The sequence below is a fragment of the Thermoplasmatales archaeon genome, from assembly GCA_026127925.1.
Lineage (GTDB): Archaea > Thermoplasmatota > Thermoplasmata > Thermoplasmatales > Thermoplasmataceae > JAKAYB01.
Genome location: JAJSLM010000004.1, coordinates 65,465 through 90,615, shown reverse-complemented (window position 1 = coordinate 90,615; position 25,151 = coordinate 65,465). Strand labels below are relative to the sequence as shown.

Here is a 25,151-nt window from a genome sequence, read left to right as displayed (position 1 = left end):
TCATCATACATGGCTTCGGAGTTGGTTTTTTCTGGTAATTTTTTCGTTGATGGGCGCTTCAGAGAACTCGAAATTGGTGTTTCTGACGGTATAATAGATAGTATTGGAAAGAACCTGCAAGGTGAAAGGAGAATCCGTATTGAAGGTCCGATATTGCCAGCTGGAACTGATATTCACGTTCATTTTCGCGACCCTGGCGAAACAGAAAAAGAAGACTTTAGAACTGGAACAACTGCTGCATTATTCGGAGGCAACACGACGGTTTTTGACATGCCCAATAACCGTATACCTATAACCGACCGCGTAAGTTTCGAGGATAAGTTCTCCCAGGTTAGATCCAAGGCTTTCTGCGACTTTGGCCTTTACTCGATGTTCGTCGGAAATAATGCGGAATTGATAGATCCGAGGAGCAGCGGGATAAAGATTTATCTGGGAGGAAGCACGAACACTGTTGGGCTCTCAAAGATCGATGATAAGCAGATTGAGAAATTGGATTCTTACAACAAGCCAGTGATCTTTCATGCGGAAAGTCAGGAATGCCTTGATCGGTACCGACCTAGTTATGTCGGAACTCTGCGGGAACACAACCTTGCAAGACCTGAAGAATGTGAAAATTTGGCGATAGAATATATAAACAAGTTCAAGGTAAAGAAAAAAATAGCCGCACACCTTAGCTCTACGAAGTCTGTCTCCATCGCTGCCTCTTCTGTTATGAAAGAGGTGACTCCTCACCATATATTCCTGAACGACGAATTGTCACTCGGTTCGTGGGGTAAGGTTAACCCGCCACTCAGATCCCGCAGTGTGATGAATGGGCTTTTCGAGCTTTATCTTGCCGGCAAATTTGACATAATCTCTTCAGATCATGCACCGCATACGCAGGCGGAAAAAGAAGAATTTAACCATGCAGCTTCTGGGATCATAGGGGTTGAGACAAGAATACCGATCTTGCTCGCTTTATTCAGCAAGAAAATTTTGGACATAAACACTCTTGTTCGCACCGCGATATTGAATCCTGCAAACGTGATGGATCTGAAGAAAGGGAAAATTGCTGTAGGATATTATGCAGATTTCCTGAACTTCGATCTAGGCGAAACCAGACGTATTGACGAAAGTCGATTGCACTCAAAAACTAAGACTTCTCCATTCAACGATTTTGAGGCAATCTTTCCCAAGAATGTTATAATGCGTGGTCAGCTTTTAATTGAAGACCACGAATTGATAGAGGATCACATCGGTTTGAATGTCAAGGATTTAAAAACTGTCAATCCGTGAAAGTATGTCCGCAATACTATCTCCATGATCCTTTGCGGATATATAGTCCGCCAGAGATTTTAACTCTTGTTTGGCATTTTTCGGCACTGCTTTTTTAACTGGTAAAGAAAACATAGGCATATCGTTGAGAGAATCCCCACAAGCCAGTATATTATCTGGAGACATGGAGAACTTTTCAATCAATTTCCTGATAGCATATCCCTTGTTCTGTCCTTTATTTAGAATGTGCCATGAAAAGCTGCTGTCGGTGAGCTCAACATTATAATCCTTTGACAATTCATATATTTCCTCTACCTTTTCCTCTTTTGGGAAATAACCAACAGAACAGTATCTCCAGGTATTGGTAAGGATGCCTTCACAGAGGTTCAGTTCAAGGAGCTTCCTGTAGAATCGCTTTGGCTCATCCATCGTGAAGAATGGTGTAATGTCGGTATTAAATTCCACTCCGCCATTTTCAGCAAACACCGGACCGTTAATGCCTAGAAATATTTTCAACGCATACATCACCGGAATCACGTTGCCGCTGATCAGAGAAACGACAACACCATTTTGCTCAGCCGTTCTTATAGCTTCTATGGCTTTGGTAGATATCAGCCTGTTCTGATCAGTTATTGTGCCATCAACATCCAGGATCACAAGCTTGATCATGATCTTTCATAATAGCCCTAAATTTATTAACCATTTGCAGGGCAGATAGTCCCAAATGTTGGCAGTGGATACATGCGACTGGTATTCATTCGTAACACCCCTCGCTCTTTGAGACAAGATCCCTTCTCGGTTCATTGTTTTTCGGCTGGACATAGGCAGTTCCTTAAGTTTCCTATTTCGCCTGCGAACAGATTTCACTCAGATTGGCGTCGAACAATAGATTTATAGAATTATACTTACTATAATCCTGAATTTTTAGCGTAAAGGTCGATTAACAAGCATGTTGTGTACGCCTTCCAAAATTGAAATCAAGCACACCATGACTTTTTGTGCTTAAATCGGATGGCGTAATTCAATTAGATATGCGAAAGAACAGGAATATCGATAAAGTCGCGTTAAACAGGATAGCCGTTCTTAATGGGCTAATGGAAAAGAGAAAGCTTAATGATCCACTCCTGGCCAGGAGATACAATATAATTGCAGAATCCATAGGCAGGCGAATAGATGTAACGCTGCCAAAGTTTGTCAAAAGATCCTATTGCAAAAGATGTAAAATGCCTTATACTGTTGATGATAAAATCAGGCTGAAAAACGGGATTCTCACCGTAACATGCTCAAAATGTGGCGATATAAGAAGAATACCTTATAGGGAGAAGTAGGAAGTATCACTCCTGTTGACTTAATCCAGCATGGTCTCTATCTGAAACATTACTCTGAATCCTTCAAGGGTGGCTTGAATCTTGTCGGCGAACCATATGGAATCTTCAATAGTAGCGCTGTTGCCCCATTCATATATCAGATCCTGCTCGCCCATCACAGGCTTAAATCCAAGAGATCTCAGCCTATTTATAACCTCACTGGGTTTCGCACCCTCACTGGAAAACGTCACTTTAAGATAAGTTTTCATCGGTTTTCGACCATGCATTTTACGTTAATATATAGTTTTTTGGTCACTGACCCAATTACACGAAAAAACTAATCAGTCGAGCCTGAGGATGCAGCTTCTTCAATTACAACTGTAAGGTTATCAACGTTCTTCACCATCACGTCAGTTCCTGTGGATATTTTGTGACCATCAGCAGACATGGCTCTCCATATCTGTTTATTGTTTAGTTTCACTTCCATTAGATCGTCCGTGGATCTTACCACTACGCCTCTCATTCCAATTAATGTTTCTTTTCCTGTAACTGGATGCCTACCAAATGGGTACCTTAGAAGTAACCGAGTTATCCACGCTCCAACTAGGAACCCAATAATTATTAATAGTATACTATACACTGTAACTTCTGTTCCTTTCAGTACAATGTAAACTGAAAATATGTGTGAAATATTGGCATACATATATCCCAGTAAGGAAAATATTGTTAATAAAAATAACCGTGTACAGTTAAAGCTTTCGGAAAAAGGGTTCCATCCAAAGATATCAAAATCAATTTCTTATTTTATGCAGTTTTGGAATAATCTGTAAATGAGTAACTAATTCCAAGGATCGATTCTATTTCAAATTGGCAAAATAATAGCTGATTCAATTAATTTCTCTTTGAAAGTTTAGAAGGCCACCAGTTATATTTTTCAAGATAGAGCATGATAGCGGGGACAAAAAATGGCCAGCTTACAAATGTGTCCACAAGAACTCCAAGAGCGAGCCCGATCCCCATTTCAGTAATTATGCCAACATCACTGAATACGAGCGATCCAAAGGTAACAAAGAGAAGAATTCCAAGGGTAGTTATTACACCTCCGTTCTCTGTTATACTTGTTCTTATACCCTCAGTATCACTTCTTCCTTTTATTACCTCTTCCCTTACTCGCGCAACCATGAAAATATCGTAATCTAATCCAACTGCCAATAAAGTCACAACAGTAAACAAGGGGAGAAATATTATTATAGGGTAGGAGAGGGCAAAAATGTCTATCGCATATGCTATAACGAGCGAGATAACAACGGAGGCAAGCACCATGAGTATCAAACGTATCGGTGTAAAAACAGAACCAAGCTGGAGTAGTAGAATAGCGAATATAGCTATGCACAGTATCGGGACCATCTTGTCAAAACTGCTGGAGGTATAACTGAATGCATCGTTCAGGCCTTGGGTAAGCCCTCCGATATCTGTTGATACAACATTGCCACCTGCACTGTTTATTACACCTGGTAGAGAAGAAACAACTGATGACGATGAGCTCAGCCAGGCCAAATTACTGAGCTGAAAGTCCAGCATTATGTATCTAGAATCAGTGCCTACAAAAGTAAGAGATTGATTAAGGTAATCGTCCACGTATCTGCTCGGAATGCCCGAATAATTATAAGGGACATAAGTCCCGAATGGCATAGTGGGCCCGAAAACTTCACTAATGCCCTTAGTTTCGATTATCTTATTTTCAATTGCAGTTACCTGGTTTATTTCCGTCGTATTGAATCCAGTTTCTTTGCTGTAAACTGGTGAAGGAAATTCTATCACTATAAATCCTCTATCAAAAAAATCCCCATTAAAACTGCTGTTTACAGCATCAATAGCCTGGACACCGCTACTGCTTGGGATCAAGGAAAAAACATTCATGTTCGTTGGGGTTGTAAAATAGAAATACCCACCAACCAAAGAAAGGATGAGGAATACAACAACAATTTTTCCTTTGTTCTTAACTACAGTGTGAGCGATGCCAGCCATAACATTTCTTTCTGTTTTAGTGCTGTCCTCCTTTCTGATGCCAAAGACTCTCTTTTGAAAGTGGCTTATTATAGCAATAAGCAAGGTGTTAGCAACAAGTATTGCAACGACAACGCCTATTGCATTTGTGATCCCGGCATCACTCATTATCGGTACATGAGAGAGATACAACACTACGTAAGAAATAGCAACTGTAAATCCTGAGGTAAATACAGCATGTCCTGCCCACTTTCCGGTCTCAGAAACGGGATCAGGATTTCCATGTCGCATTTCTCTCCTATACCTTGCCATTATGTATACGCTGTAATCACTCGAAAGTCCCAGAAGCAGGATAAGAAGCAACGTAGGAGTAACGAATGATACCGTTGCATGCAGCACGTATTTGTAAAGCAGACCATTTATCGCCAAAGAAATAGCAGCTGAAAATCCAAAGACAGTCAGAGGTAAAAACGCAGCGGTCACAGATCTGAAGAATATTCCAACAACAACTATCGATAGCGCTATTCCAATGATCAGAGCCCTTTCCATCCCGCCTAGTGTTTCTGATCCTATCTGGTTATCCAACGCAGCTGCACCGGCAACGTACACTTTAACATTAGAAGGATCAAGGTAACTTAAGAAAATTGAATGGACCTTGCTAATCTGGCTGACGCTTAGATTCACACTTACATCTAACAAGAATATAACTGTACTGTTATCAGTGCCGATAAACTGGTTATACACGTTTCTTGCTGGTAAGATAGGGTAGTTTGAGAAACTATCATTCAATAATATTCTCGAAGTTACAAGACCAATATTCTTGGTGTTATTTAGGTCTTTTATGAACGTTTGAAGGCCGCTGTTACTTCCAGTTGAAACAAACGGGCTTCTATAAAAATAGGAATTAACGCCATGAGCTACCAAAAGCGCGGTTAAATTTTGGAAAAAGTGCGGGTTAAATGAAGTAAGATTCAGTACATTTCCTATGAACGAACTTACTGAAATATTCAAATCATTTACGATGAACTTTGTCGCTTTGCTTGGTAATGCTTGTTTAATTATCGGTATTGAAACCTCCTTGACGAGTGATGGGAGATGTTTAGCGTTTTCAGCGCTTAAATAATTGCCGAAATTTATAGCACTTACCACAGAAGTGAAGAAGTATTGGAGATTTTGATTCTTTGAAATAAGCTTTGAAAAATTAGATGACTGATTCCTTACAGTATAATTGATCGCATTGCTAATGTTTGTTATGTTTACACTTGTGGTATTTAGCTCCTGAGCAAAAGATAATGTAAAATTTTTAGTCAATGGCGTGGTCGAATTAGCCAGCATTTTATTGAATGCATCATTTCTATTATAAGACGTAGAATTATAAGTATCTAAATAAATGGCTGGGAGACCAAATTCAACTCCTATTGTCATATTTACCGTGGCATTCATCTGAGAAACAGACTGGATCAAAGGATAAGTTCCATTGACAAGGCCAAGACCTAATTTGGCCCCTCCAATAAGGCTAGAATTTTCTATCGATACTATTGAAGTAAAGTTAGATTTAATCCCTTGCCCTTGCAAATAGCTAACTACTCCCGCTTCAGCTTTGTTGAAATTCCCCATAGTTCCGTTAGAGGTTACAGATGTACCCGTTGTAACGATCGCCATTGCGGATGAATTAGTAGAATTTGACGGAAAATACTCCGATTGTAGGTTGTTCGCCCTAGTAGCCATAGAATTCGGAGGAACGACACTCGAGGCAAGGTTATATGAGGTCTGGCTAAATAGTAATGATGCAAAAGGGAGGAGAACAAAGAGTAGTATTAACCAAATAATTAAAACTTTGATAGAATGCTTTGAGGATATCCTAGCAAGCTTCTGAAAGGAATTCTCAAACATTAAAACGGAAATGACAATCTCTGTTATTAAACATTCTAATATATAGACAAATTTATACTATATATTCCTGAAATCGTCATTTCGCGACGATGCCTTTTCAAAAAGAATGCCTGAATTTTTAGCAATTTATTTATTCGAGGCGGTATTCAATTAAATGCATGCTATTTAGAACAGATTTTGAGGACTATGACTTGTATTCTTATTTTTATGGTCTTGTTTCTCAGATCCCGAGAGGAAAAGTTTCTACGTATGGTTCTCTAGCAAAAGCACTAGGAGATCCTGTTTCTGCAAGAGCGTGTGGATACATGCTATCCATAAACGAAAATCCAGACACTATCCCCTGTTATCGTGTCGTAAAATCCACAGGCGAGGTCTGGAAATACACTCACCCACTCGGTACAGAAGAGAAAATTAGAAGATTAAATGCTGATGGTATATCTATTAAAAATGGAGCGATTGATAACTTCAAAGATTACTTCTTTGGTCATTTCAACACTATCTATCCGCTAAAAAAAATGCAAGAGGAACAAAATCTATTATCGAATTACGTAGTTCTCGAAGACGATTTCAACTTCGATCTTATTGGCGCAATAGATGTCTCGTATGATGATTTTAATGGGTATGCGGCATTCGTGTCTCAGGACGGGGACGATATAGACATAGCAACTATCGTCCTTCCAGTAAGATTTCCATATATTCCGAGTTATCTAGCATATCGGGAATTCAGATTTATCTCTAAATTATGCAAAGGATACAAAGGGACGCTTTTGGTAGACGCGAGTGGTTATCTCCATCCGAGAAAAATAGGCCTTGCTAGTTTTGCAGGCCTAATTCTTGATGTACCTACAATAGGTGTATCAAAATCTATACTGACCGGGAAAGTTAGTGGGAATTGGATTATGAACGAAAACAATAGAGCTGGTTATATCATCAACAAAAAAACCATTGTTAGTGCAGGGCATAGGATCAGTCTTGATTCTTCGATCAAACTGGTCAGAAAGATCGGGTCAGATAAGTATCCAGAGATTCTGAAGATCGCACACAATAAGACTGTTGAACTCCGACGTTCATTTTCGGATGCCCTCGCACAGACGAATCTATAAGATGCCGTTTCCAAATAATGTGCACTTTAGAAATGTCCGATGTTACTTTGTTTCCTGATCATAACGTATTTCTCTGATCGATTTTGACTCAAAAGTAATATGTAAGCAAAAAACATTCCCAGTATGAAGCGGAGGTTGTCGAGCTAGGTTAAAGGCGATGGATTCAGGGTCCATTCCCGTAGGGGTCCGCCGGTTCGAATCCGGCCCTCCGCATAAATATATTTTTACGAAGAGTTCAGAGAAAACAATTCTCCAGTTCATATTGCTGTAGATAAAAATGCTTGTTTCACTCGGTTTTGGTAACGTTTCTAAAAAAACGTTCGGGCCTAGTTTCCCAATATTATCATGTAAGGTCATTGATAGTTTTACACTTTGCTTAAGATGTTAATACTAGTCTGGATTTATTGGCGCGTACAAAAATATCAGTGGGTCTGTCCGGATTTGGACCGGAGTTTCCAACTCCCGAAGCTGGAAGGATACCAGGCTACCCCACAGACCCTTCTGAAAGGTAAATTGATAGGACTTATAATTAAGTTGGTCTGATCGTATATTCTGCATTTGCCGAACTCAAAGCACTGTGATTTCGAAACCTTTTAAATATATTAACACATAAACCATTACAATTATAATGGAGGATTTGCGTCATCTCCATGTCTCTGAATCGGGTGCAATTAAATGGAAAAAACCAGCATAACGTCAATAGATAGATGGGCAAGAAAAGTTTCGGAACTTGCCAATCCTGATCGTGTGTATGTTTGTGATGGCAGTGAGAAGGAATACAAGTCCGTTCTGGATCAGATGCTGCGGGAGAAAGAGATTATAGCATTAAACAGAGAAAGATACCCTGATTGCTATCTATATAGGAGCAATCCAATGGATGTGGCTAGAACAGAAAAGTCCACATACATATGCTCTGAAGATCCCGAAGATGTCGGTCCACTAAACAACTACATGTCTGTCGATCAGGCTGACGAAATATGCAATAAGCTAATTAGAGGGAGCATGAAAGGAAAAACAATGTATGTTGTTCCCTATGTTATGGGCCCATTATCATCTGAGTTCTCGCAGATCGGTGTTGAGATAACAGACAGTCCTTACGTGGTAGCGAACATGAAGATAATGACCAGAATGGGCACTTCTAAGGTCGAAGGTTATTCTTATATGGAAGATTGGATTAAAGGCATCCATGTTTCTGGAAACCTAGACCCAAAAAACAGATATATTTTGCATTTTCCTTGGAAACGCACTGATCTCGATGCCCACATTGTAAGTATAAATTCTGCGTACGGTGGCAACGCTTTGTTGAGCAAGAAATGCCATGCCCTCAGGATTGCCAGCGTAAGGGCAAAGGAGAAGGGCTGGATGGCAGAGCATATGCTACTGCTTGAAGTTGAAACGCCCAGTAAGAAGAAGTATTATTTTTCTGCAGCTTTTCCCAGTGCAAGTGGCAAGACAAATCTTGCTATGATAAAACCACCTAAGAGGTATTCTGATCTTGGCTGGAAAACGAGACTTATAGGCGATGATATCGCTTGGATCCGTCCAGGTAAGGATGGAAGATTGTATGCTATCAACCCTGAGAACGGATTCTTTGGGGTTGTCCCAGGAACCAGTTATAAAACCAATCCAAATGCAATGGAAACCGTGCGCAGGAATACGATTTTTACTAACGTGGCACTGACAGAAACTGGTGATCCCTGGTGGGAAGGCCTTCCTGTTCCGAACAGCAAAGTCTTTGATTGGCAGGGCGAACCTATGGATCCACGATCAGGTAAAATCGCAGCACATCCAAATTCTCGCTTTACTTCTCCCATTGAACAGTACCCTGATGTATCAGATCAATTTAATAGTCCCACTGGTGTTCCATTGGATGGCATCATATTCGGAGGACGCAGAGAAACAACTATCCCCCTTGTGTTTGAATCATTTGACTGGAATCATGGGGTATTCCTAGGGGCTAGTATGGGGGTCGAACAGACCGCAGCCGCTGAAGGGAAAGTTGGCGTTATTCGCAGGGATCCAATGGCCATGCGGCCATTCATAGGGTATAATGTTTCAGCATATTTTGATCACTGGCTTTCTTTTGAGGGCAAGGGTCTGCGACTTCCAAAGATATTCTATGTGAACTGGTTCAGGAAGAATAAGGAAGGGAAATACATCTGGCCGGGATTCGGAGAAAATCTTAGAGTAATAGAATGGATGATCAAAAGAGTAGAGAACATGGTACCTGCGAGGGAAACAGAGGTTGGCTACATGCCTGATCCGGAAGACATAGAATCAGAATCACTTTCCGTATCTGAAGAGGACATGAAACTTCTTCTCTATATCGATCGGTCTGAGTGGAAAAAGGAAATATCCGATATTGGCAGCTTCCTTGACAGTCTCGGAAAAGAATTACCACAGAAGATAAGGGAAGAGTACGGAAAGCTTTCCAGCAGATTTATTGATTAATCCTATTTTGGCTATTTATTCCGTATGAGCAAAAAAATAGAATAGCATGAAGACATAATACCGCATGAACAATGATTTTGCATTCGGGTGGCCTGGAGTTGAGCCGAAGTGGACTTCCAGCACAAAAGATGGGATAGGTACCTCAGCTTCTCCAAATAGCCGTCTCTGGTTTACGGTCTCGCATGGTATAATAAATGAGGTTTACTATCCAAAGATTGATACAGCTGATATCAGAGATGCTCAGTTCCTGGTGACAGCCGATAAATTTTTCTCAGAGGAAAAAAGGGAAACGGAACATTCCATAATCCGGCTGAGAAGCGGTGTCCCGGCTTTCGAATTGAAAAATACAGAAAAGAAAGGGAAGTATATCATAGACAAGGTGATATTTTCAGATCCTGAAACTGATGTGCTCATTCAGAATGTTAAATTCAAGTGGTTGGGGGACAGCAAAGACAATCCAAAAATTTATTCATTGATTTCTCCGCACATAAATAATGGTGGTTGGGGAAACAACGCCTGGGTAGGGGACTATAAAGGCGTATCTATGCTCTTTGCATCAAGGGACGGTATATCGCTTGCCGTTTGCTCAGACTTGCCATTCGGTGGAATGAACGTCGGATTCGTTGGTTTCTCGGACAGCTGGCAAGATCTCTCGCGGAACTACAAGATGACCTACAACTTTAAGCACGCCAACAACGGAAATGTTGCAATATGCGGTGAAATAGATATAAGCAAAAGCAAGAACTTCTCGCTGTATATCGGCTTTGGTGAGAGTCCAGAAGAGGCTGCCCTGAAAGTTCGCTCCTCCATGTCAAAAAGTAATGCGGATACATTCAGTCTGTATGTTTCCGGATGGGAGGCACTTCGTGCCAGGTACAGGCACATAAATGAAATGTCCAGCAATTGTTCACTTGCAACTATAAGTGAGAATGTTTTAAAGGTGCATCAGGCAAAAGGGCAATTCCCTGGTGCTCTCATAGCATCTCTTTCGATCCCATGGGGAAATTCAAAGAGTGATGATGACCTCGGGGGGTACCATCTCGTATGGCCACGGGATATGGTCGAGGCGGCACAGGCTGAACTAGCTGTAGGTGACTACGAAGGTGCAATGTCTGCACTTAACTACCTTATGTCTACTCAGGAAATGGAAGGAAACTGGCCCCAGAACATGTGGCTTGACGGAAAACCTTACTGGGCAGGCATTCAACTAGATGAGACCGCCTTTCCCATATTGCTTGCAGGTAAGATGGTATCGATGGATCTCGTAGACCATTCATCTGTTTGGAATATGGTAAAGAAGGCGGCCGGATTTTTGGTAAGGAATGGTCCAGTAACTCAGGAGGACAGATGGGAGGAAGATTCTGGCTTTTCTGTTTTCACTCTATCTGTGGTGATTTCCTCTCTTCTGGTGGCATCGGATCTAGCAGACTTAAACCATGATGCGGAACTTAGTAAATTTTTCATGGATATTGCTGATTTCTACAATTCAAAGATTGAGGAATGGACTTATGTTAGCAACACGGAAATTTCTCGCGAGCTAGGTATAGACGGGTACTATGTGCGCATTGCTCCCCCGGACCAGGGGCGCGTTTTTGCTTCTTCACCAATGAAAGGATACGTTCCGATCCGGAATCGGCCCCTTGAGTATAGCAGAGAGCGTGCCGAAAATCTTGTGAGCACAGGAACCCTCTCACTTGTGCGCTTCGGGTTAAGATCGCCTAAAGACAGGAGAATACTGGATACGGTGAAGGTTATAGATGCGTTCCTTAGAACAGAGACGAAGACGGGCACGATATGGCACCGATATAACAAGGATGGTTACGGCGAGCACGAAAATGGTGATCCTTTCGATGGAACAGGTATTGGGCGAGGCTGGCCACTTCTTGCAGGCGAAAGAGCACACTTCGAGATAGCAAGAGGGAACATTGAAGAAGCCAGAAGGATCCAAAAAATTATCGAGCATCAGACAAGCCCTGGAGGAATGATACCTGAACAGGTGTGGGATTCTGGGGATATTCCTGAAAAGGGGTTATTCAACGGTAAGCCCTCAGGTTCCGCGATGCCACTTGTATGGGCTCATGCTGAATACCTGAAGCTGTGCAGATCCCTCCTTGACGGAGAGGTTTTTGATATGCCTCCGCAGGGGAAGAAGAGGTATATAGAGAACCAAACTGAGACAGCATTATTTATCTGGAGTTTTAATAACAAACTTTCCTGGATGGCCGTCGGAAAAAAGCTTAGGATCCTAACTTTAAGCCAAGCTAAGATCCATTACAGCTATGACGGATGGAAATCGGTATCTGACGCGGAAACGAAACCAGTGGATGTAGGTGCCTTCTACGTAGATCTTGGCACTGATAAACTTCCCTCAGGTTCAGAGGTGACCTTTACCTTTTACTGGAGCAGTTCAGGGAATTGGGAAAATAAGAATTTTACAGTAAAAGTGATATAAAACGATCTTAAAAATCACACCAAATTTTTCAATGAGAGAATTAACAAAGGAAAAAGATATAGAGTGTTATGCGTTTAATTGATCTTCACGAAGACATTGCCTATTCATCCCAAAGGGTCGATGTTGTTAACTCATCCGAACAATCAAACGTGGAGCTGCTCAGATCTCTGGGAGACGTGACAGTATTTTCCGTTTTATTTCCCCACGTTAGCACCATGAACGAGGTAAGTGATTTCCTCACAAAACAGTACGGAACATTTTCGACAGCGACTTTTCCCTCCCGGGAGGTCCTGTTAGAACAGATCAAGTTCTATCTCTATCTTGAGAGAAGGCACAATGTGAGAATAGTACGAAAATTTAGTGATGTCCTTTCTGGCGGTGTCACCTTATTATTAGCAATAGAGGGAACAGATTCACTTACCGACCCCATGGACTTATACGTTCTGAAGGAGCTGAATGTTAAGTCGATAGGGCTGACATGGAACTATGATACGAAATTCGCAGCATCCTGTATGTCTAAAAAGGACTTTGGACTCACAGGCAGTGGCGTGTCGGCAGTGGAAATATGCAACGAACTCGGGCTTGTCGTTGATCTCGCCCACGCAAGCAGAAAAACGGTTCTGGATACCTGCAACATAAGCAGGAAACCCGTGATTGTATCTCATGCGAATGCATCTAAAGTGCGTAATCACGTAAGAAATCTTGATGACGAGGAACTTGAAGCAGTTTGCAAGACTGGTGGAACTATCGGATTGACGGCGATAAATCCAACACTTTCTGATTCCCCTTCAATAGAGGATATAGCCAAAAATGCCGAATACATCGGAAGCAACTTTGGATGGGAACATGTTTCTGTCGGAACTGACTTTTTAGGCATATCGTCAACCCCTAAAGGTTTTGAAAATATTTTACAGGTTCGAGAACTTTCCGAACTCCTTGGTTCACACGCTGATGGTGTTCTCTGGAAAAATGCATTGAATGTTCTGGAAAAAATAATGTCGTAAGGTTAGTGTTGTTGCGGAACTAGCCTTGATTTGAATATTTCCCTTCAAGAGGCAGGCCAGAATCCGTCCATTCTTCCAACCCTCCCCTGTACGCGTATGCCTCTATTCCATGGTCACGCAGAATCCTTGCAGCAATTTCTGATGCCTCACATGAAGGGCCATGGCAATATGTTATAACTTTCCTCCCCGCAAGAATTTCCCAACCATTCCTTTCCAGCTCATCAAACGGAACAGATATCGCGCGCTTAATGTGAAAGTCCTCGTAAGACGACTTCCCAAGTATGTCAACAAGCGTGAAGCCCTTTTGGTCCGTTAATTCAATGACCTGTTCTTTTGTGACATCAAATGAATTTTTTTCCATAGCCGTTGAATTACTGAGGATATAAAAACATGACCAGATGCGTCAGAATGTAAATGGTCGAAGAATCAAGAACATCATGAATTTTCAGGAAATCTTTCTGTAAAGCGGAGGATCCTCTCTATTCCTTCCTTTATGGTTTCATCATCCGTTGCGAAAGAGAGTCTGAAATGGTTCTCCCCCTGCCCACCAAAAGCAGATCCAGGGGTAACTATCACATTCTCTTTTTCAAGGAGCAGGTTGCAGAATTTTTCGCTGTTGATGTCCAGGTCATATTCAGGAAACGCATAAAATGCCCCTTCAGGGTTACGTGATTTTAGGCCGGAATTCAATAACAGCTTCTGGACAAGATCTCTCCGGTGCAGAAATCTGTCTCTGAATTCTTTTGGGGACTTCCTGTCTTCGAGTGCAGCCAGGGCAGCATACTGTGATATCGAAGGGGCACAGGTAATTGTCTGCTGTTGTATCTTGTCAGAGGCTCTAATGATGTTTTCATTAGCTACCATGTATCCGATCCTCCAACCGGTCATCGCATGGCTCTTTGAGAACCCGTTAACTGTGACTGTTCTATCAAACATTTCTGGAATCGACGCAGGAGAAAACGGTTTTCCTTCAAAAATTATATCCTCATATATCTCGTCTGCAATCAGGATCATATTGTTCTCTATGATATAGTCCGAAACTTTTTTGAGAAGCTTTTCAGAGAGTACTTTCCCCGTTGGGTTTGAAGGGCTGCTATATATGAGTGCCTTCGTTTTCGGTGATGTCAACTTATTTAATTCATCGAAATCTATGTCATAATCCTCATTGCTCCGAACGGGCACAGGTTTGGCTCCGTAGAGCTTCATTATCTCCGGGTACGAAAGGTAGTAGGGCTCCGGTATAAGAACCTCATCGCCAGGGTTGAGGAGGGCCATGGCGGCAAGATTGATAGAAAACTTTGTGTTCGTCACCAGGACATTTTTGGATTCGGCTGGGACGTTGTTTATTCTGTTCATTTTATTGGCAATTGCACTCCTTAACTCCGGAATACCTGAAGACGGGGTATAGTGAGTTTTACCTGCGTTTGCAGCGTCGAAAGCTGCCTTAATTATTCCCTCAGGGGTCGTGAAGTCCGGTTCACCGATCCCGAAATTGTATACCTTTTTTCCAGCCTTCTTAAGTTCGTTAGCTTTGTTGCTCAAGGATACCGTCTTTGACGGAGAAATATTATCTAATCTTCTGGAAAGCATCGCACTTGAATAATAAATGGGCATATAGTTTTATCATAGCTTGACTTTAGGGTTTTGGAAGTTGCATGATCAATAGAGAGTTTTCCGGGTTTATTAAAAAACTTATGCCCAGTGTTCCAAAAAAGGTGGATCTCGATTCCCCCGTTTCAATGTGGCGCGAAATGGATAGACTGGGCGGGTTTCCGGAAAAAACAACAGTCGTTATATTCAGGACAACCGGATGCAGTTGGTACAATTTTTCATCGTGCTCAATGTGCGGATATTTTAACGATATTTCTCCAGATGTAGGTCTCGACAACCTCTATCACCAGATTGACCGTGTCGCTAGCGCTCTGGACACTGATGCCCTGAAAGTCTTCACTTCCGGAAGTTTTCTTGATCCTATGGAATTTCCGCTCAAGGCAAGAGAATATTTCTTCTCTTCGATAAAGGGCAAGGTCGAGAGACTCCTGGTGGAATCAAGAACAGAATACATCCGCAAACCGAACCTTGAGGATCTGCCAATGAACGATATGAAAGTGAGAGTGGCCATCGGTCTTGAGAGCGCCAATGATTCTATAATAACTAATTCTATAAATAAGGGAAGCTCCTTTTCCAAGTACGTTGCTGCCGCTGAGGTCCTGAAGGATCTGGGTGTTGAACTGAGAACATATCTGCTCTTCAAGCCTCCGTTTCTTTCAGAAAAGCAGGCAATAGAAGACATGCTTTATTCAATAAAGAAAGCACAGCCCTACTCAAAGGACGTGTCCGTGAATCCCATGAATATCCAGAGCAATACTTATGTTGAGTATCTCTGGAAGCGTGGTCTGTATAAACTCCCACGCCTGTGGAGTTTAGCAAAAATACTGATTGAATCAGAAAACAGTGGGGTTGACGTAGTGTCTTACCCAACCGGGGGCAACAAAGAGAGAGGAGTCCACAACGACAATCCGGATCCTCAGCTTTTGCAGCTTATTTATGAATCGTCGTTGAATCAAAACTTTGAGGATCTTAAGGACTACTATGTAAAGGCTGATCGGTCTATTTATGAACGAACAATTGAACTTGAAAGTCTGAATCTGCTACAAACTGACTATGATAAAATGATACGAAAGGACGGTTCATTTATTATAAATTAGTCTCAGATTCGAAATGGATTGTTCCCATGAGTCTCAGTTTTCATCGTAAAAGTATAGATCGGCTTTACCGTTTGCTTTTGGCCATTCATTCTCCTGCGAAACAGAAGCAGTTTGATCCGCCTTCATGTCCAGTTCCTTGGCACACGATCTTGCCCTGTCCAGGATCTCGTCCCATAGTTCCGAACTCTCATTCGATTTCAGCTCTTCGAGAACCAGATCTTTTCCTCCGAACTTCACAACTAAGCCAGTGAATTCATTTCCTGTCTTGAATTTCATCATGTTTACGTAGGCAGCTAACTGAATCTTGTGATAGTGTTCTATCTTGTCGGAGTACTGTGAGCTTTTCAGCTCAATGATCTCCCTTCTTTCCCAGTGAATAAGATCTATTGATCCCGCCAGGATTATTTCCCTGAATTTTAGGCGCTCCCAGTTGAACGGAATAGTATAATAGCAGCGGTATTCTGGTGAATAGCCAAGGGATTTTGCAAGGTTCTGCACATGGACGTGCAGAGCGGTTCCTTTGAACATATTGAGTGGATCCTTGAAAGTCTCTGTTTTTAGGCCTAATTTCCTCTCAATCTCATACTGAATACCGAAGGAGAGGCCGGAAACGCTGAGCCTATTGACAGGTGTAGATTTATTCCTATCGTTCTGGCCAGATATCATATCGTGAAACAACTTTCTTAGGTCCTCTTCGGCTGACATCGGGTAACGTATTAAACGTGTGAATAATACCTTTAACTATAACTAGGAGCTCAGAAGTGTTGAAATGAGGCTTACAGATCTTGGTGAGAGAAGGATAATAGACGACATCTACAGGGATTTCCATGTTACCCAACCGAAGGATGATTGTGCCATGATCGACTCCGGGGATTCCGTTTTGCTACTTTCTACAGATATCATACGTGAAAGCACACACATCCCTAAGGGTGCAAGGCCAGAACAGATAGGCAACTTTGTTGCAAACATAAACTTGAGTGACATTGCGGCGATGGCTGGAATTCCGACAGGCATGGTGCTCTCATACCTCGTGAATCCTGAGAGTGATGAATCTTTTCTTATAGACATAGTTCGCGGTGTTGACAAAACACTCAGGTCCGCTGGTGCTGAAATTCTTGGTGGAGACACGAAGGAAGGAAATGAACTCGTAATCTCAGGCACAGTACTTGGCCAGCAAGAAAAGAGGAAGGTCAGGAAACGGTCCGATCTGAAACCTGGGCACGTGATAGGTGTTACAAATGAACTCGGGAGATGCGCATCAGGCTACATTTTCTATAAAAATTCTTACAGGACCGATCTTGCAATAAACCTTATTCTTGGCATAAAAGCAAGAATTAAGGAAGCACAGATAATGAGCGAGTACGGAGCAAAATTTATGACTGATTTATCTGACGGTCTCTTCTCGAGTATTTCACAGATGAAGAACGACTACGGCATAGGATTTCGTATCGTTGAAAACGAATTGATCCCAAACAGGTATGTTAGGAAAGCAAGTGAACTCTCCGGGCTTTCCGAGACAGAAATCATGTGTGCATATGGAGGGGACTACGAGATCATGTTTTCGATAGAAAACAAGGACTTCAAGGATTTTTCGGAGGCCATGGAATCTGAAAAGATAAATGTGCATTTCATAGGAGATGCATGGAACGGCGACAATATAATAAATAATGACGACCAGTGGCTCCCTATTAAAGAGTACGGATATGAACATTTCAGGCCGAAACCGTTCTCGTAATGCTCATCCTAATTCGGTGCCTGTGCAATGTTCTCAATCTTACCCCCTTTGATCCCAGCCCTCAATTATTTTTGAACGAATTTCAATGTGTTTCTATTTGTGCGCGAAGTGAAGAACATCGTTAAAACCATATATCTCCTTGGGTTGACGAAAGATATATATGTCCGCTCACAGATATGAAGAAATTGACACATCTCGCGATTTAAAAGAGGTATCAAATGAGGTTCTGGCCTACTGGCGATCAAAAAGGATACCAGACATCTCTCTGAGAAATCCACTTGGCACAAAAGATTTCGTTTTTCTTGAGGGCCCGCCAACAGCAAACGGCAAGCCGCATGTTGGCAATCTCATGACTCGCGTTGTAAAAGACACAATTCTTCGCTACAGGTACATCACGGGGCACAGGATATACAGGAGAACTGCAGGATGGGATTGCCATGGTCTTCCTGTTGAGGTAGAGGCTGAAAAGCATTTTAATTTCAAGACAAAGAAGGACATCGAGAATTTCGGTGTAGCAAAGTTCAATGATTATTGCCGAAAAAGCGTATTTGCTTACATCAATGACTGGGTGGAATCAGATGATCGGATAGGTTTCTGGGTTGATCATGAGAATGCCTATGTCACTATGAAACACGATTACATTGAAAGCGAGTGGTGGGCTCTGAAGAAACTCTTCGAGTCGAGGCTGCTGTACAGGGACTACAAGATTGTTCCATATTGCCCTAGATGCGAAACATCCCTAAGCTCCCATGAGGTCTCGCTTGGTTACGCTGAAGCAAAAGATCCTTCAGTGTATGTGAAGTTTCATGAAACTGGCAAGGGGAATGTATATTTCCTGGCTTGGACAACGACTCCATGGACACTCCCGTCCAATGAGTTCCTCTGCGTAAACCCTGATATCGATTACTCTTTGGTCAAATCCGGTGAAGACGAATACTATGTTGCCACTGCAGCAATCCCGAGGATTTTCAAGAATCCGGTAGAAGTGGCGGGTTCCTTCAAGGGTTCCGAACTCGTCGGTAAAAGGTACGATCAGCTTCTAAATTTCATAACTGCGCCTGAAGGCACAATGGTTGTAACTTCCGGTTCGCATGTCAATGTTGAAGAAGGAACCGGAATAGTCCATACAGCACCTGCATTTGGTGCAGAAGACTTTGACATAGGAAAGAAGATGCATGTTGAGATGATCAATCCCGTCAATCAATCCGGGAAATTTTCCGACGAACGGCTACCTTGGTTCGGTCGATTTGTGAAAGATGCGGATACGGACATAATAATACTCCTTAAATCCGAGAAAAAACTTCTTCGGTCCGAGAAGATCGAGCACACTTATCCGTTCTGTTACAGGTGCGGGACGCCTCTTCTCTACTATCCACTTACTGCATGGTTCATACGCGTTTCTTCTCTGAAGGAAAAGCTGATCGAGAACAACCAGCTCGTCAACTGGATGCCAGATTACATAAAGAACGGCAGGTTTGGAAATTTCCTGTTGGACGTCAAGGATTGGGCACTCAGCAGAAACAGGTACTGGGGAACACCACTTCCAATATGGTCATGCAAAAATGGGCACCTAAAGGCCATAGGCAGCACGGAAGAACTAAGAAATTATGGGGCTGTAGTGCCGGATGATTTGCACAGACCTTTCATCGACGAAGCCACGTTTAAGTGTGAGGAATGTGGGGAAATTATGACGAGGGAACCGTACGTGATTGACACATGGTTTGACTCGGGAAGCTCGACATACGCTGCACTGCATTACCCATTTGAATCAAAGGGGGCGGATCTCAGGATCCCTATAACATTCATAATCGAGGCGATCGATCAGACAAGAGGATGGTTTTACACTCTTCATGTGATCTCAACCTTATTGTTCGGCATAAACGCATACTCTAATGTCCTTTCCATAGATTTTGTCCTGGATGAACAGGGCAGGAAAATGAGCAAGAGCAAGGGAAACGTTGTCTTCGCGCTCGACATGATCAACGATTATGGCCCCGATGCCTGCAGGTTATTTTTCCTGCGTGGAGTTCCATGGAAAACCAGGGTTATAGACAGAAAATACATCAATGATTCTGCAAGGAGAATCATGGGTACGCTATCGAATGTCTATTCTTTCTTTGCATCTAATGCGAATCTGGACAAGTACTCCTACGAAGGGCTACTGCAGCCGGAAAATGCCCTTGATCGTTGGATAGTGTCCCGCGTGAACTCATCTCTCAGGGAATATCTGAAGGTAATGGACAGGTACGAACCATTTAATGCAATAAATGAAATCGAGATGTTGATAGACGAACTTTCCAACTTTTACCTCAGATTGTCAAGACGCAGGTTCTGGGCATCTGAGCTACCCGAAGAGAAGAATAAGGCATATTCTGTTCTATTCTACTCCCTTGATAGGATAATCCGCACGTTATCTCCAATTACGCCGTTCTTCTCCGATTACATATTCCTTAAGATGCATCCTGGCTCCGAGTCCGTTCATCTTGAACTTCTGCCCGAGGTTCAGGAGGAATATATCAATGGGGAACTGGAAGAACAGGTCGGCATGGTAATGTCCATGGTGGAGATCGTGAGGAGGCTCCGCCAGGAAAATTCAATAAAGGGCAGGCAGCCTATTTCTGAAATCCTTCTGTATTCAGAGATACCTATCGATCCAAAAATGATAGACATGGTTGTAACAGAAGTTAACGCCAAGGAAATAAGGATGATAGGAAAGGTTGAGCGCCCTGTGTCTACTTCGCTTCAGCTCAAGTTCAAGGAAGCAGCACCGATACTTAAGGGCAGGTTGAACTACGTCAAGGGTGCAGTAGAGAATGCATCACCTGCGATGATTGACTATTTTGTAAACAACGGAAAATTGGTTCTCGATGGCATAGAACTTTCCAGTGGGCTGATCGATATTGTAGAGAACCCTGCAGATAATTTTGTCAGTGCCAAGGATTCAAAATTGGGAATAGAGGTCTTCCTCAACACTCGCATTGACCGTAACCTCATGCTTGAGGGGTTAGCGAGGGAAATCATAAGGCGGATTCAGGTAATGCGTAAGGACAGTGGGCTGCGGTACGATCAAAGGATCGATCTTAGTGTATGGGGAACTGAGGCTATACTTGAGGCTGCGAAGGCCCACAGTGAATGGATAAAGGAAGAAACCCTGACAAACAAACTCGAAATTGAAGATCATAAGGGTTCCAAGGCGTGGGATGTTGACGGAGAGACCTTATTAATATCCCTAAAAGCGTTATAGGTGGTAAAATGAAGACTGGAAGGGCGTTCATGGTCGGGCGGTTTCAGCCGTTTCATAACGGGCATCTGGCAGCTATAAAGAAGATACTCTCTGAGAATTCTAGTGTTATCATTGGTATAGGAAGTGCACAGTACTCTCACACTCTCAAGGATCCGTTCACCGCTGGCGAGCGTCACCTCATGATTTCTTCTGCTCTTGAGAACGAGGGCATATTCAAGTTTTATCTTGTCCCGATAGAAGATGTCAATTCGAATCCCCTGTGGGTTTCGCATGTGAAAGCGCTGACGCCGACATTCGATAAGGTATATACGAACAACCCCCTAGTGCGGAGGCTTTTTAAGGAAAGCGGATACCCCGTGGAATCCATGGCCTTAATGAACAGGTCTTCGTGGTCAGGGACCCATATCAGAAAAGCAATGCTACATGATGGAGAATGGAAAAAGTATGTCCCGACTGTAGTTGCTGAAATCGTTGAGGAAATAGACGGAATCCAGAGACTGAAAGATCTTGCAATGACGGATGAGCAATGATCTACAGGTTACACTTCAAATATGAATGATCATTCTTCAAGGATTATGTTTTCAATTATCTTCTTATCTCCAAGTATGTGCGGTATAAGGACATATTCGTCGACCTGATGAGCCACCTCTTCGAGTGTTGTGCTCCATACAAGGGCATCATAACCCTTTCTTCTGAAGAAAGCAGCACATGTCCCACCCCCTATGCCATACATAGCAGGTTCCGATCCTTTTACTTTTTCGATCGCTTTCCTCAACTCCAGCACTGCTGGAGAATTCCTGTCAATCGGAAGCGGAGACTGTTCCTTCTGCATTATCTCATAGGATACTTTTGCGCTGCTCGAATTATTGAACTCTCTTGTCTTTGAATCTATAAAGTCCAGCACCATGTCTAGGTCGTAAACGGGAAGTATCCTGGAGTCGTAAAACTGAACATCAGTTCCAGGGATCGTGTTGATGTTATCCACATTTTTATCGTGCCTGGTAGGTTCAAAAGTAGAATATGGTGGAGAGAATATATCGTCAACTTTGTTGAATTTCTCGTGTATAGATCTGTCGAGTTCAAGCATGAATTTCATCGCTTCCCTGTTTGCATTTATGGCCATTGCCGGCATACTTGCGTGATACTGCTTTCCTTTTGTAGTAAACTTGAGCCAGAGTATACTCTTTTCAGCTATTTCTATCATCAGGCTGTTGCTTGTACCGGCATCAGGGACGAGAATAAGGTCACTTTTGTTGAATATATCCTTTTCCAGGATGTATTGAATTCCGTACTTGCTTCCAACTTCCTCGTCAGAAACAAATGCAATACCGAGATTGTACTTGAGCTTGGATACATCAAGATTCCTGAGCAGCAGAAGCGATAAGAATACGGCCTGTCCATCGTCGCTTGTCCCACGTCCATAGATACGGTCGCCAACAACAGTCGCCTTGAATGGGTCGTAGGTCCACAGAGATTTGTCACCCACTGGAACTGTGTCTATATGCGGGACAATCCAGAATGTCTTTGGACGGTTACCTACCTTAAGCACGATGTTGGGTCTGGTGATTCCATGTGTATCCTGGGTATCATATCTCTTGAAGTCGTTATAACCAAGTTCATTCAAAATTTTACAAATTTCTTCAGCCCTGCTTAACTCACCTTCGCCCCCGGAATCCGGCGATATCGCCTTTATGGGTATAATCCTGGATGCGACATACTTTATAAAATCGGAATCATTCATCTCCTTCAAGTTCTGTTGCATGTCTGGTTTAGCTCTTCGAACGTTATATTTTTTTGCTGGTTACTTTGAACTTTTTTAAGATTCATCTAGAATCTCAGTTCACAATTCTGTACGTCTTTAAACGCGGATAATGGATTGTGAGGCCTTAAACTGTCGTACTTTGGACTATTTCTCTTAATTGATCAAGAATGCAGATCTACGCCATGTTATTTTTCTCTCTTTCATTTCCGAATGCCCTGTCAATCGTGCATACTTGGCCATGCTGATCTTCTGAGAGGCGAATCTTTTCGCCTGAGGGGATATCTGTTGAAGACCTGCAAAATCCCCTTCCTCCATTAGCAGTCTGGAAAAAGACCACATGATATGTATCTGGAAACGTATCTGGGGTTGAATTAAGCTCTATCGAGAGTATACACTTTCCTTCATGAACATTTTTGCTTAAAAGAGGCAGGCCACATTCAGGACATTCTAAGAGTGAACTTGGAAAATCAACGTTGCATCTGCTACAAAATTTGAAGAGCATTTAACTCACCCCATATATGATAACGTTGGCGTTATTTCCATAACCCGCCATGTTTACGGATAACCCCGTGTTGTGGTTTTTCACCTGTCTTCCCTGAGCCTTACCACTTAATTGTTCTGAAATTTCTACGGCCTGGGCAATGCCAGTGGCACCCAGGGGGTGACCCCGGGATATGAGCCCGCCACCTGTGTTTACTGGAAATTCACCGTCAATCGCCGTGTATCCCGAATCTATCATCTCCCATGCGTGTCCCCTGGGGAATATGCCTATCTCCTCAAGTTCCACTATCTCGAGGATTGATGACATATCGTGCAATTCGGCTACATCTATATCCTCTGGTTTCAGTGCAGCCTCCCTGAACGCCTTGACCGCTGCACTCCGAACTGATGGTATCTCTATAAACGAGCTTCGCATTGAAAGATACGAGATATCCGAGGAACTCTGTGATGAAAGTACCTTCACTGGGTTTTCGGTAAGGCTTTCCGCAAGATCATCTTCAACCATGAGCAGAGCGGCTGCACCATCACTTATTGGGCAGAACTCGAAAAGTCTAAGAGGATCGGCTATTATTCTCGATTCCATAACCTTTTCAATTGATATCTCTTTGCGAAATTGTGCGAAGGGATTGAGTGAACCATTGTGGTGGTTCTGCACAGCAACGTTTGCTATGGATTCTCTTGGACAGGCATATTTGTTAATGTACTCTTTGGCAGTAAACGCAGCAACAGAAGGCAGAGTAAGTCCTGCTGAAGCCTCTTCCTTAGCAAGGAGCGTTGCAATGATCCTGGAAACAGTTCTTGTTGGGTAAGAGTTCATCTTCTCTCCACCGACAACAAGGACATGATCCGCTCTTCCACTTTCTATGATAGATCTGGCAACAAGAATTGCAGAAGATCCGCTGGCACTCGTGTTTTCTACAGACAGGTAGGGCAAATCAGCAAGCCCTAAAATGGATGTGAATGCAGAACTGATCGCGGATGCATTGTTAAAAGCAAGTGTATAAGGGGTGGAAAGTACTACGCAGTCTATGAGGTCCCTGAACCGTCCCACAATGCCAGCTGAAGCCTCCAGTAAATGATCCATGAGCTCCCTGCTGTCGCTTCCAAATTTTGACATTCCCGTTGATACTATAGAAGCCATGTTTTACTGGATGCTTCCAGGGTATTGAAATTGTTTCATACATTCCTCTGAACTCAATAAGAATCCTTCAATTATACAGCACGGATACCGGTTAACGGGGCTTGCAGTGAAGCAATATATATGAGCCTAATTAGAAATTATTTTTTAGTACTCGATTATGGGCTCTTTCCCGCTTCAATTATGAGGGGTACAAGTAATTTTCGTACCTTTTTCCCATATTCGGTCAGCGAATATATTATGTGGTTCTCTGAAGCGTTTCGTTCAACCAATCCCGTCGAAATAAGTTCTTTCAGACGCTGGGATATTGCGTTCGCACTCGAATATGGGATAGCCATGAATATTGCGTGAAAGTTTTTCTTACCCTGATTATTTCCCAACAAGGCAAGGATGAGCAAACTGTACTTCTTTCCAAGTACCTTGATGAGAGGCAAAGACGGATCTATGCACAGGACTTCGTTCTCTATTTCTATCATGCATGCTTTCTGCCGGTTCTCGATCCTTTTTTCCTCAGCTTTCTCTGTTAACGATATCACCCGCTTTATAATTAACGGAGGTAAATCATCCAATTCTGATAAATTAAATTTGCTAT

General features: G+C 42.6%; 21 protein-coding genes and 2 tRNA genes. 11 read left to right on the top strand and 12 right to left on the bottom strand.

Features of this window, described 5'->3' with window-relative positions; genetic code table 11:
- Positions 1–9: 9 nt before the first annotated feature.
- Positions 10–1,275: a dihydroorotase gene (locus LVQ96_05060; protein ID MCW6170521.1), complete on the top strand. Its 1,266-nt coding sequence runs from the start codon at positions 10–12 to the stop codon at positions 1,273–1,275.
- On the opposite strand, the gene LVQ96_05055 is transcribed toward LVQ96_05060, so the two are convergent.
- Entirely contained in the window at positions 1,255–1,923 is a 669-nt protein-coding gene (locus tag LVQ96_05055; GenBank protein ID MCW6170520.1) for a phosphoglycolate phosphatase, read from the bottom strand. The two genes, LVQ96_05060 and LVQ96_05055, sit on opposite strands and share 21 nt — an antisense overlap.
- Before the next feature lie 329 nt (positions 1,924–2,252).
- Between LVQ96_05055 and LVQ96_05050 the strand changes: the two genes are divergently transcribed.
- A complete protein-coding gene (locus LVQ96_05050; GenBank protein MCW6170519.1) occupies positions 2,253–2,582 on the top strand; it encodes a hypothetical protein in 330 nt (109 codons plus the stop codon).
- Positions 2,583–2,602: 20 nt separating this feature from the next.
- Here LVQ96_05050 and LVQ96_05045 read toward each other — a convergent pair whose 3' ends face one another.
- From LVQ96_05045 to LVQ96_05035, 3 genes are all read right to left on the bottom strand, one after another.
- Entirely contained in the window at positions 2,603–2,830 is a 228-nt protein-coding gene (locus tag LVQ96_05045; protein MCW6170518.1) for a hypothetical protein, read from the bottom strand.
- Positions 2,831–2,898: 68 nt separating this feature from the next.
- Positions 2,899–3,201 (bottom strand): NfeD family protein, encoded by a 303-nt coding sequence (locus LVQ96_05040; protein ID MCW6170517.1) that lies wholly within the window; start codon positions 3,199–3,201, stop codon positions 2,899–2,901.
- Positions 3,202–3,452: 251 nt separating this feature from the next.
- Positions 3,453–6,461 carry an MMPL family transporter gene (locus LVQ96_05035; GenBank protein ID MCW6170516.1) on the bottom strand — a complete coding sequence of 1,003 codons (3,009 nt, stop codon included), beginning with the start codon at positions 6,459–6,461 and terminating at the stop codon, positions 3,453–3,455.
- 158 nt (positions 6,462–6,619) lie between these two features.
- On the opposite strand from LVQ96_05035, the gene LVQ96_05030 reads away from it, so the two are divergent.
- Both LVQ96_05030 and LVQ96_05025 read left to right on the top strand, forming a co-directional pair.
- Positions 6,620–7,564 (top strand): endonuclease V, encoded by a 945-nt coding sequence (locus LVQ96_05030; GenBank protein MCW6170515.1) that lies wholly within the window; start codon positions 6,620–6,622, stop codon positions 7,562–7,564.
- A gap of 128 nt (positions 7,565–7,692) precedes the next feature.
- Positions 7,693–7,777 (top strand) — tRNA-Leu (locus LVQ96_05025).
- Positions 7,778–7,990: 213 nt separating this feature from the next.
- On the opposite strand, the gene LVQ96_05020 is transcribed toward LVQ96_05025, so the two are convergent.
- Positions 7,991–8,063: transfer RNA gene (locus LVQ96_05020), tRNA-Pro, on the bottom strand.
- A gap of 176 nt (positions 8,064–8,239) precedes the next feature.
- Here LVQ96_05020 and LVQ96_05015 point away from each other — a divergent pair.
- From LVQ96_05015 to LVQ96_05005, 3 genes are all read left to right on the top strand, one after another.
- A complete protein-coding gene (locus tag LVQ96_05015; protein ID MCW6170514.1) occupies positions 8,240–10,015 on the top strand; it encodes a phosphoenolpyruvate carboxykinase (GTP) in 1,776 nt (591 codons plus the stop codon).
- Between the two features lie 64 nt (positions 10,016–10,079).
- Positions 10,080–12,467 carry a glycoside hydrolase family 15 protein gene (locus tag LVQ96_05010; GenBank protein MCW6170513.1) on the top strand — a complete coding sequence of 796 codons (2,388 nt, stop codon included), beginning with the start codon at positions 10,080–10,082 and terminating at the stop codon, positions 12,465–12,467.
- A 68-nt stretch (positions 12,468–12,535) separates the two neighbouring features.
- The gene (locus LVQ96_05005) at positions 12,536–13,471 is read left to right on the top strand and encodes a membrane dipeptidase (protein ID MCW6170512.1); all 936 of its coding nucleotides are present in this window, start codon (positions 12,536–12,538) and stop codon (positions 13,469–13,471) included.
- Between the two features lie 19 nt (positions 13,472–13,490).
- Here LVQ96_05005 and LVQ96_05000 read toward each other — a convergent pair whose 3' ends face one another.
- Together LVQ96_05000 and LVQ96_04995 are read right to left on the bottom strand one after the other, a co-directional pair.
- On the bottom strand, positions 13,491–13,832 hold the full coding sequence (locus tag LVQ96_05000) for a rhodanese-like domain-containing protein (GenBank protein MCW6170511.1): 342 nt from the start codon (positions 13,830–13,832) through the stop codon (positions 13,491–13,493).
- A gap of 74 nt (positions 13,833–13,906) precedes the next feature.
- Positions 13,907–15,061: a pyridoxal phosphate-dependent aminotransferase gene (locus LVQ96_04995; protein ID MCW6170510.1), complete on the bottom strand. Its 1,155-nt coding sequence runs from the start codon at positions 15,059–15,061 to the stop codon at positions 13,907–13,909.
- A 65-nt stretch (positions 15,062–15,126) separates the two neighbouring features.
- Between LVQ96_04995 and LVQ96_04990 the strand changes: the two genes are divergently transcribed.
- Positions 15,127–16,179: an archaeosine biosynthesis radical SAM protein RaSEA gene (locus LVQ96_04990; protein MCW6170509.1), complete on the top strand. Its 1,053-nt coding sequence runs from the start codon at positions 15,127–15,129 to the stop codon at positions 16,177–16,179.
- 33 nt (positions 16,180–16,212) lie between these two features.
- On the opposite strand, the gene LVQ96_04985 is transcribed toward LVQ96_04990, so the two are convergent.
- Positions 16,213–16,884, bottom strand: coding sequence for a PD-(D/E)XK nuclease family protein (locus LVQ96_04985; protein ID MCW6170508.1), 672 nt, complete (start codon positions 16,882–16,884; stop codon positions 16,213–16,215).
- 64 nt (positions 16,885–16,948) lie between these two features.
- Here LVQ96_04985 and LVQ96_04980 point away from each other — a divergent pair, with 64 nt between their 5' ends.
- The 3 genes from LVQ96_04980 to LVQ96_04970 all read left to right on the top strand — a co-directional run bounded on the left by LVQ96_04980 (position 16,949) and on the right by LVQ96_04970 (position 21,688).
- Positions 16,949–17,914 (top strand): thiamine-phosphate kinase, encoded by a 966-nt coding sequence (locus LVQ96_04980; GenBank protein MCW6170507.1) that lies wholly within the window; start codon positions 16,949–16,951, stop codon positions 17,912–17,914.
- A 160-nt stretch (positions 17,915–18,074) separates the two neighbouring features.
- Entirely contained in the window at positions 18,075–21,158 is a 3,084-nt protein-coding gene (ileS, locus tag LVQ96_04975; GenBank protein ID MCW6170506.1) for an isoleucine--tRNA ligase, read from the top strand.
- Between the two features lie 8 nt (positions 21,159–21,166).
- Positions 21,167–21,688 (top strand): nicotinamide-nucleotide adenylyltransferase, encoded by a 522-nt coding sequence (locus LVQ96_04970; GenBank protein ID MCW6170505.1) that lies wholly within the window; start codon positions 21,167–21,169, stop codon positions 21,686–21,688.
- 29 nt (positions 21,689–21,717) lie between these two features.
- Here LVQ96_04970 and LVQ96_04965 read toward each other — a convergent pair whose 3' ends face one another.
- From LVQ96_04965 to LVQ96_04950, 4 genes are all read right to left on the bottom strand, one after another.
- Complete coding sequence (locus LVQ96_04965; GenBank protein ID MCW6170504.1) at positions 21,718–22,920, bottom strand: M20 family metallo-hydrolase; 1,203 nt, start codon at positions 22,918–22,920, stop codon at positions 21,718–21,720.
- Between the two features lie 175 nt (positions 22,921–23,095).
- Complete coding sequence (locus LVQ96_04960; GenBank protein ID MCW6170503.1) at positions 23,096–23,422, bottom strand: hypothetical protein; 327 nt, start codon at positions 23,420–23,422, stop codon at positions 23,096–23,098.
- The gene (locus LVQ96_04955) at positions 23,423–24,562 is read right to left on the bottom strand and encodes a thiolase family protein (protein MCW6170502.1); all 1,140 of its coding nucleotides are present in this window, start codon (positions 24,560–24,562) and stop codon (positions 23,423–23,425) included.
- Positions 24,563–24,717: 155 nt separating this feature from the next.
- Positions 24,718–25,095: a helix-turn-helix transcriptional regulator gene (locus LVQ96_04950; protein ID MCW6170501.1), complete on the bottom strand. Its 378-nt coding sequence runs from the start codon at positions 25,093–25,095 to the stop codon at positions 24,718–24,720.
- Between the last annotated feature and the right edge of the window lie 56 nt (positions 25,096–25,151).

Coding starts and splice junctions, on each gene's coding strand:
- LVQ96_05000 (MCW6170511.1), bottom strand. CDS start 13,832: ATGGAAAAAAATTCATTTGATGTCACAAAAGAACAGGTCATTGAATTA.
- LVQ96_05055 (MCW6170520.1), bottom strand. CDS start 1,923: ATGATCAAGCTTGTGATCCTGGATGTTGATGGCACAATAACTGATCAG.
- LVQ96_05035 (MCW6170516.1), bottom strand. CDS start 6,461: ATGTTTGAGAATTCCTTTCAGAAGCTTGCTAGGATATCCTCAAAGCAT.
- LVQ96_04995 (MCW6170510.1), bottom strand. CDS start 15,061: ATGCTTTCCAGAAGATTAGATAATATTTCTCCGTCAAAGACGGTATCC.
- ileS (MCW6170506.1), top strand. CDS start 18,075: ATGTCCGCTCACAGATATGAAGAAATTGACACATCTCGCGATTTAAAA.
- LVQ96_04965 (MCW6170504.1), bottom strand. CDS start 22,920: ATGCAACAGAACTTGAAGGAGATGAATGATTCCGATTTTATAAAGTAT.
- LVQ96_05005 (MCW6170512.1), top strand. CDS start 12,536: ATGCGTTTAATTGATCTTCACGAAGACATTGCCTATTCATCCCAAAGG.
- LVQ96_04955 (MCW6170502.1), bottom strand. CDS start 24,562: ATGGCTTCTATAGTATCAACGGGAATGTCAAAATTTGGAAGCGACAGC.
- LVQ96_04985 (MCW6170508.1), bottom strand. CDS start 16,884: ATGTCAGCCGAAGAGGACCTAAGAAAGTTGTTTCACGATATGATATCT.
- LVQ96_05010 (MCW6170513.1), top strand. CDS start 10,080: ATGAACAATGATTTTGCATTCGGGTGGCCTGGAGTTGAGCCGAAGTGG.
- LVQ96_05045 (MCW6170518.1), bottom strand. CDS start 2,830: ATGAAAACTTATCTTAAAGTGACGTTTTCCAGTGAGGGTGCGAAACCC.
- LVQ96_04970 (MCW6170505.1), top strand. CDS start 21,167: ATGAAGACTGGAAGGGCGTTCATGGTCGGGCGGTTTCAGCCGTTTCAT.
- LVQ96_05060 (MCW6170521.1), top strand. CDS start 10: ATGGCTTCGGAGTTGGTTTTTTCTGGTAATTTTTTCGTTGATGGGCGC.
- LVQ96_04960 (MCW6170503.1), bottom strand. CDS start 23,422: ATGCTCTTCAAATTTTGTAGCAGATGCAACGTTGATTTTCCAAGTTCA.
- LVQ96_05030 (MCW6170515.1), top strand. CDS start 6,620: ATGCTATTTAGAACAGATTTTGAGGACTATGACTTGTATTCTTATTTT.
- LVQ96_04990 (MCW6170509.1), top strand. CDS start 15,127: ATGATCAATAGAGAGTTTTCCGGGTTTATTAAAAAACTTATGCCCAGT.
- LVQ96_04980 (MCW6170507.1), top strand. CDS start 16,949: ATGAGGCTTACAGATCTTGGTGAGAGAAGGATAATAGACGACATCTAC.
- LVQ96_05015 (MCW6170514.1), top strand. CDS start 8,240: ATGGAAAAAACCAGCATAACGTCAATAGATAGATGGGCAAGAAAAGTT.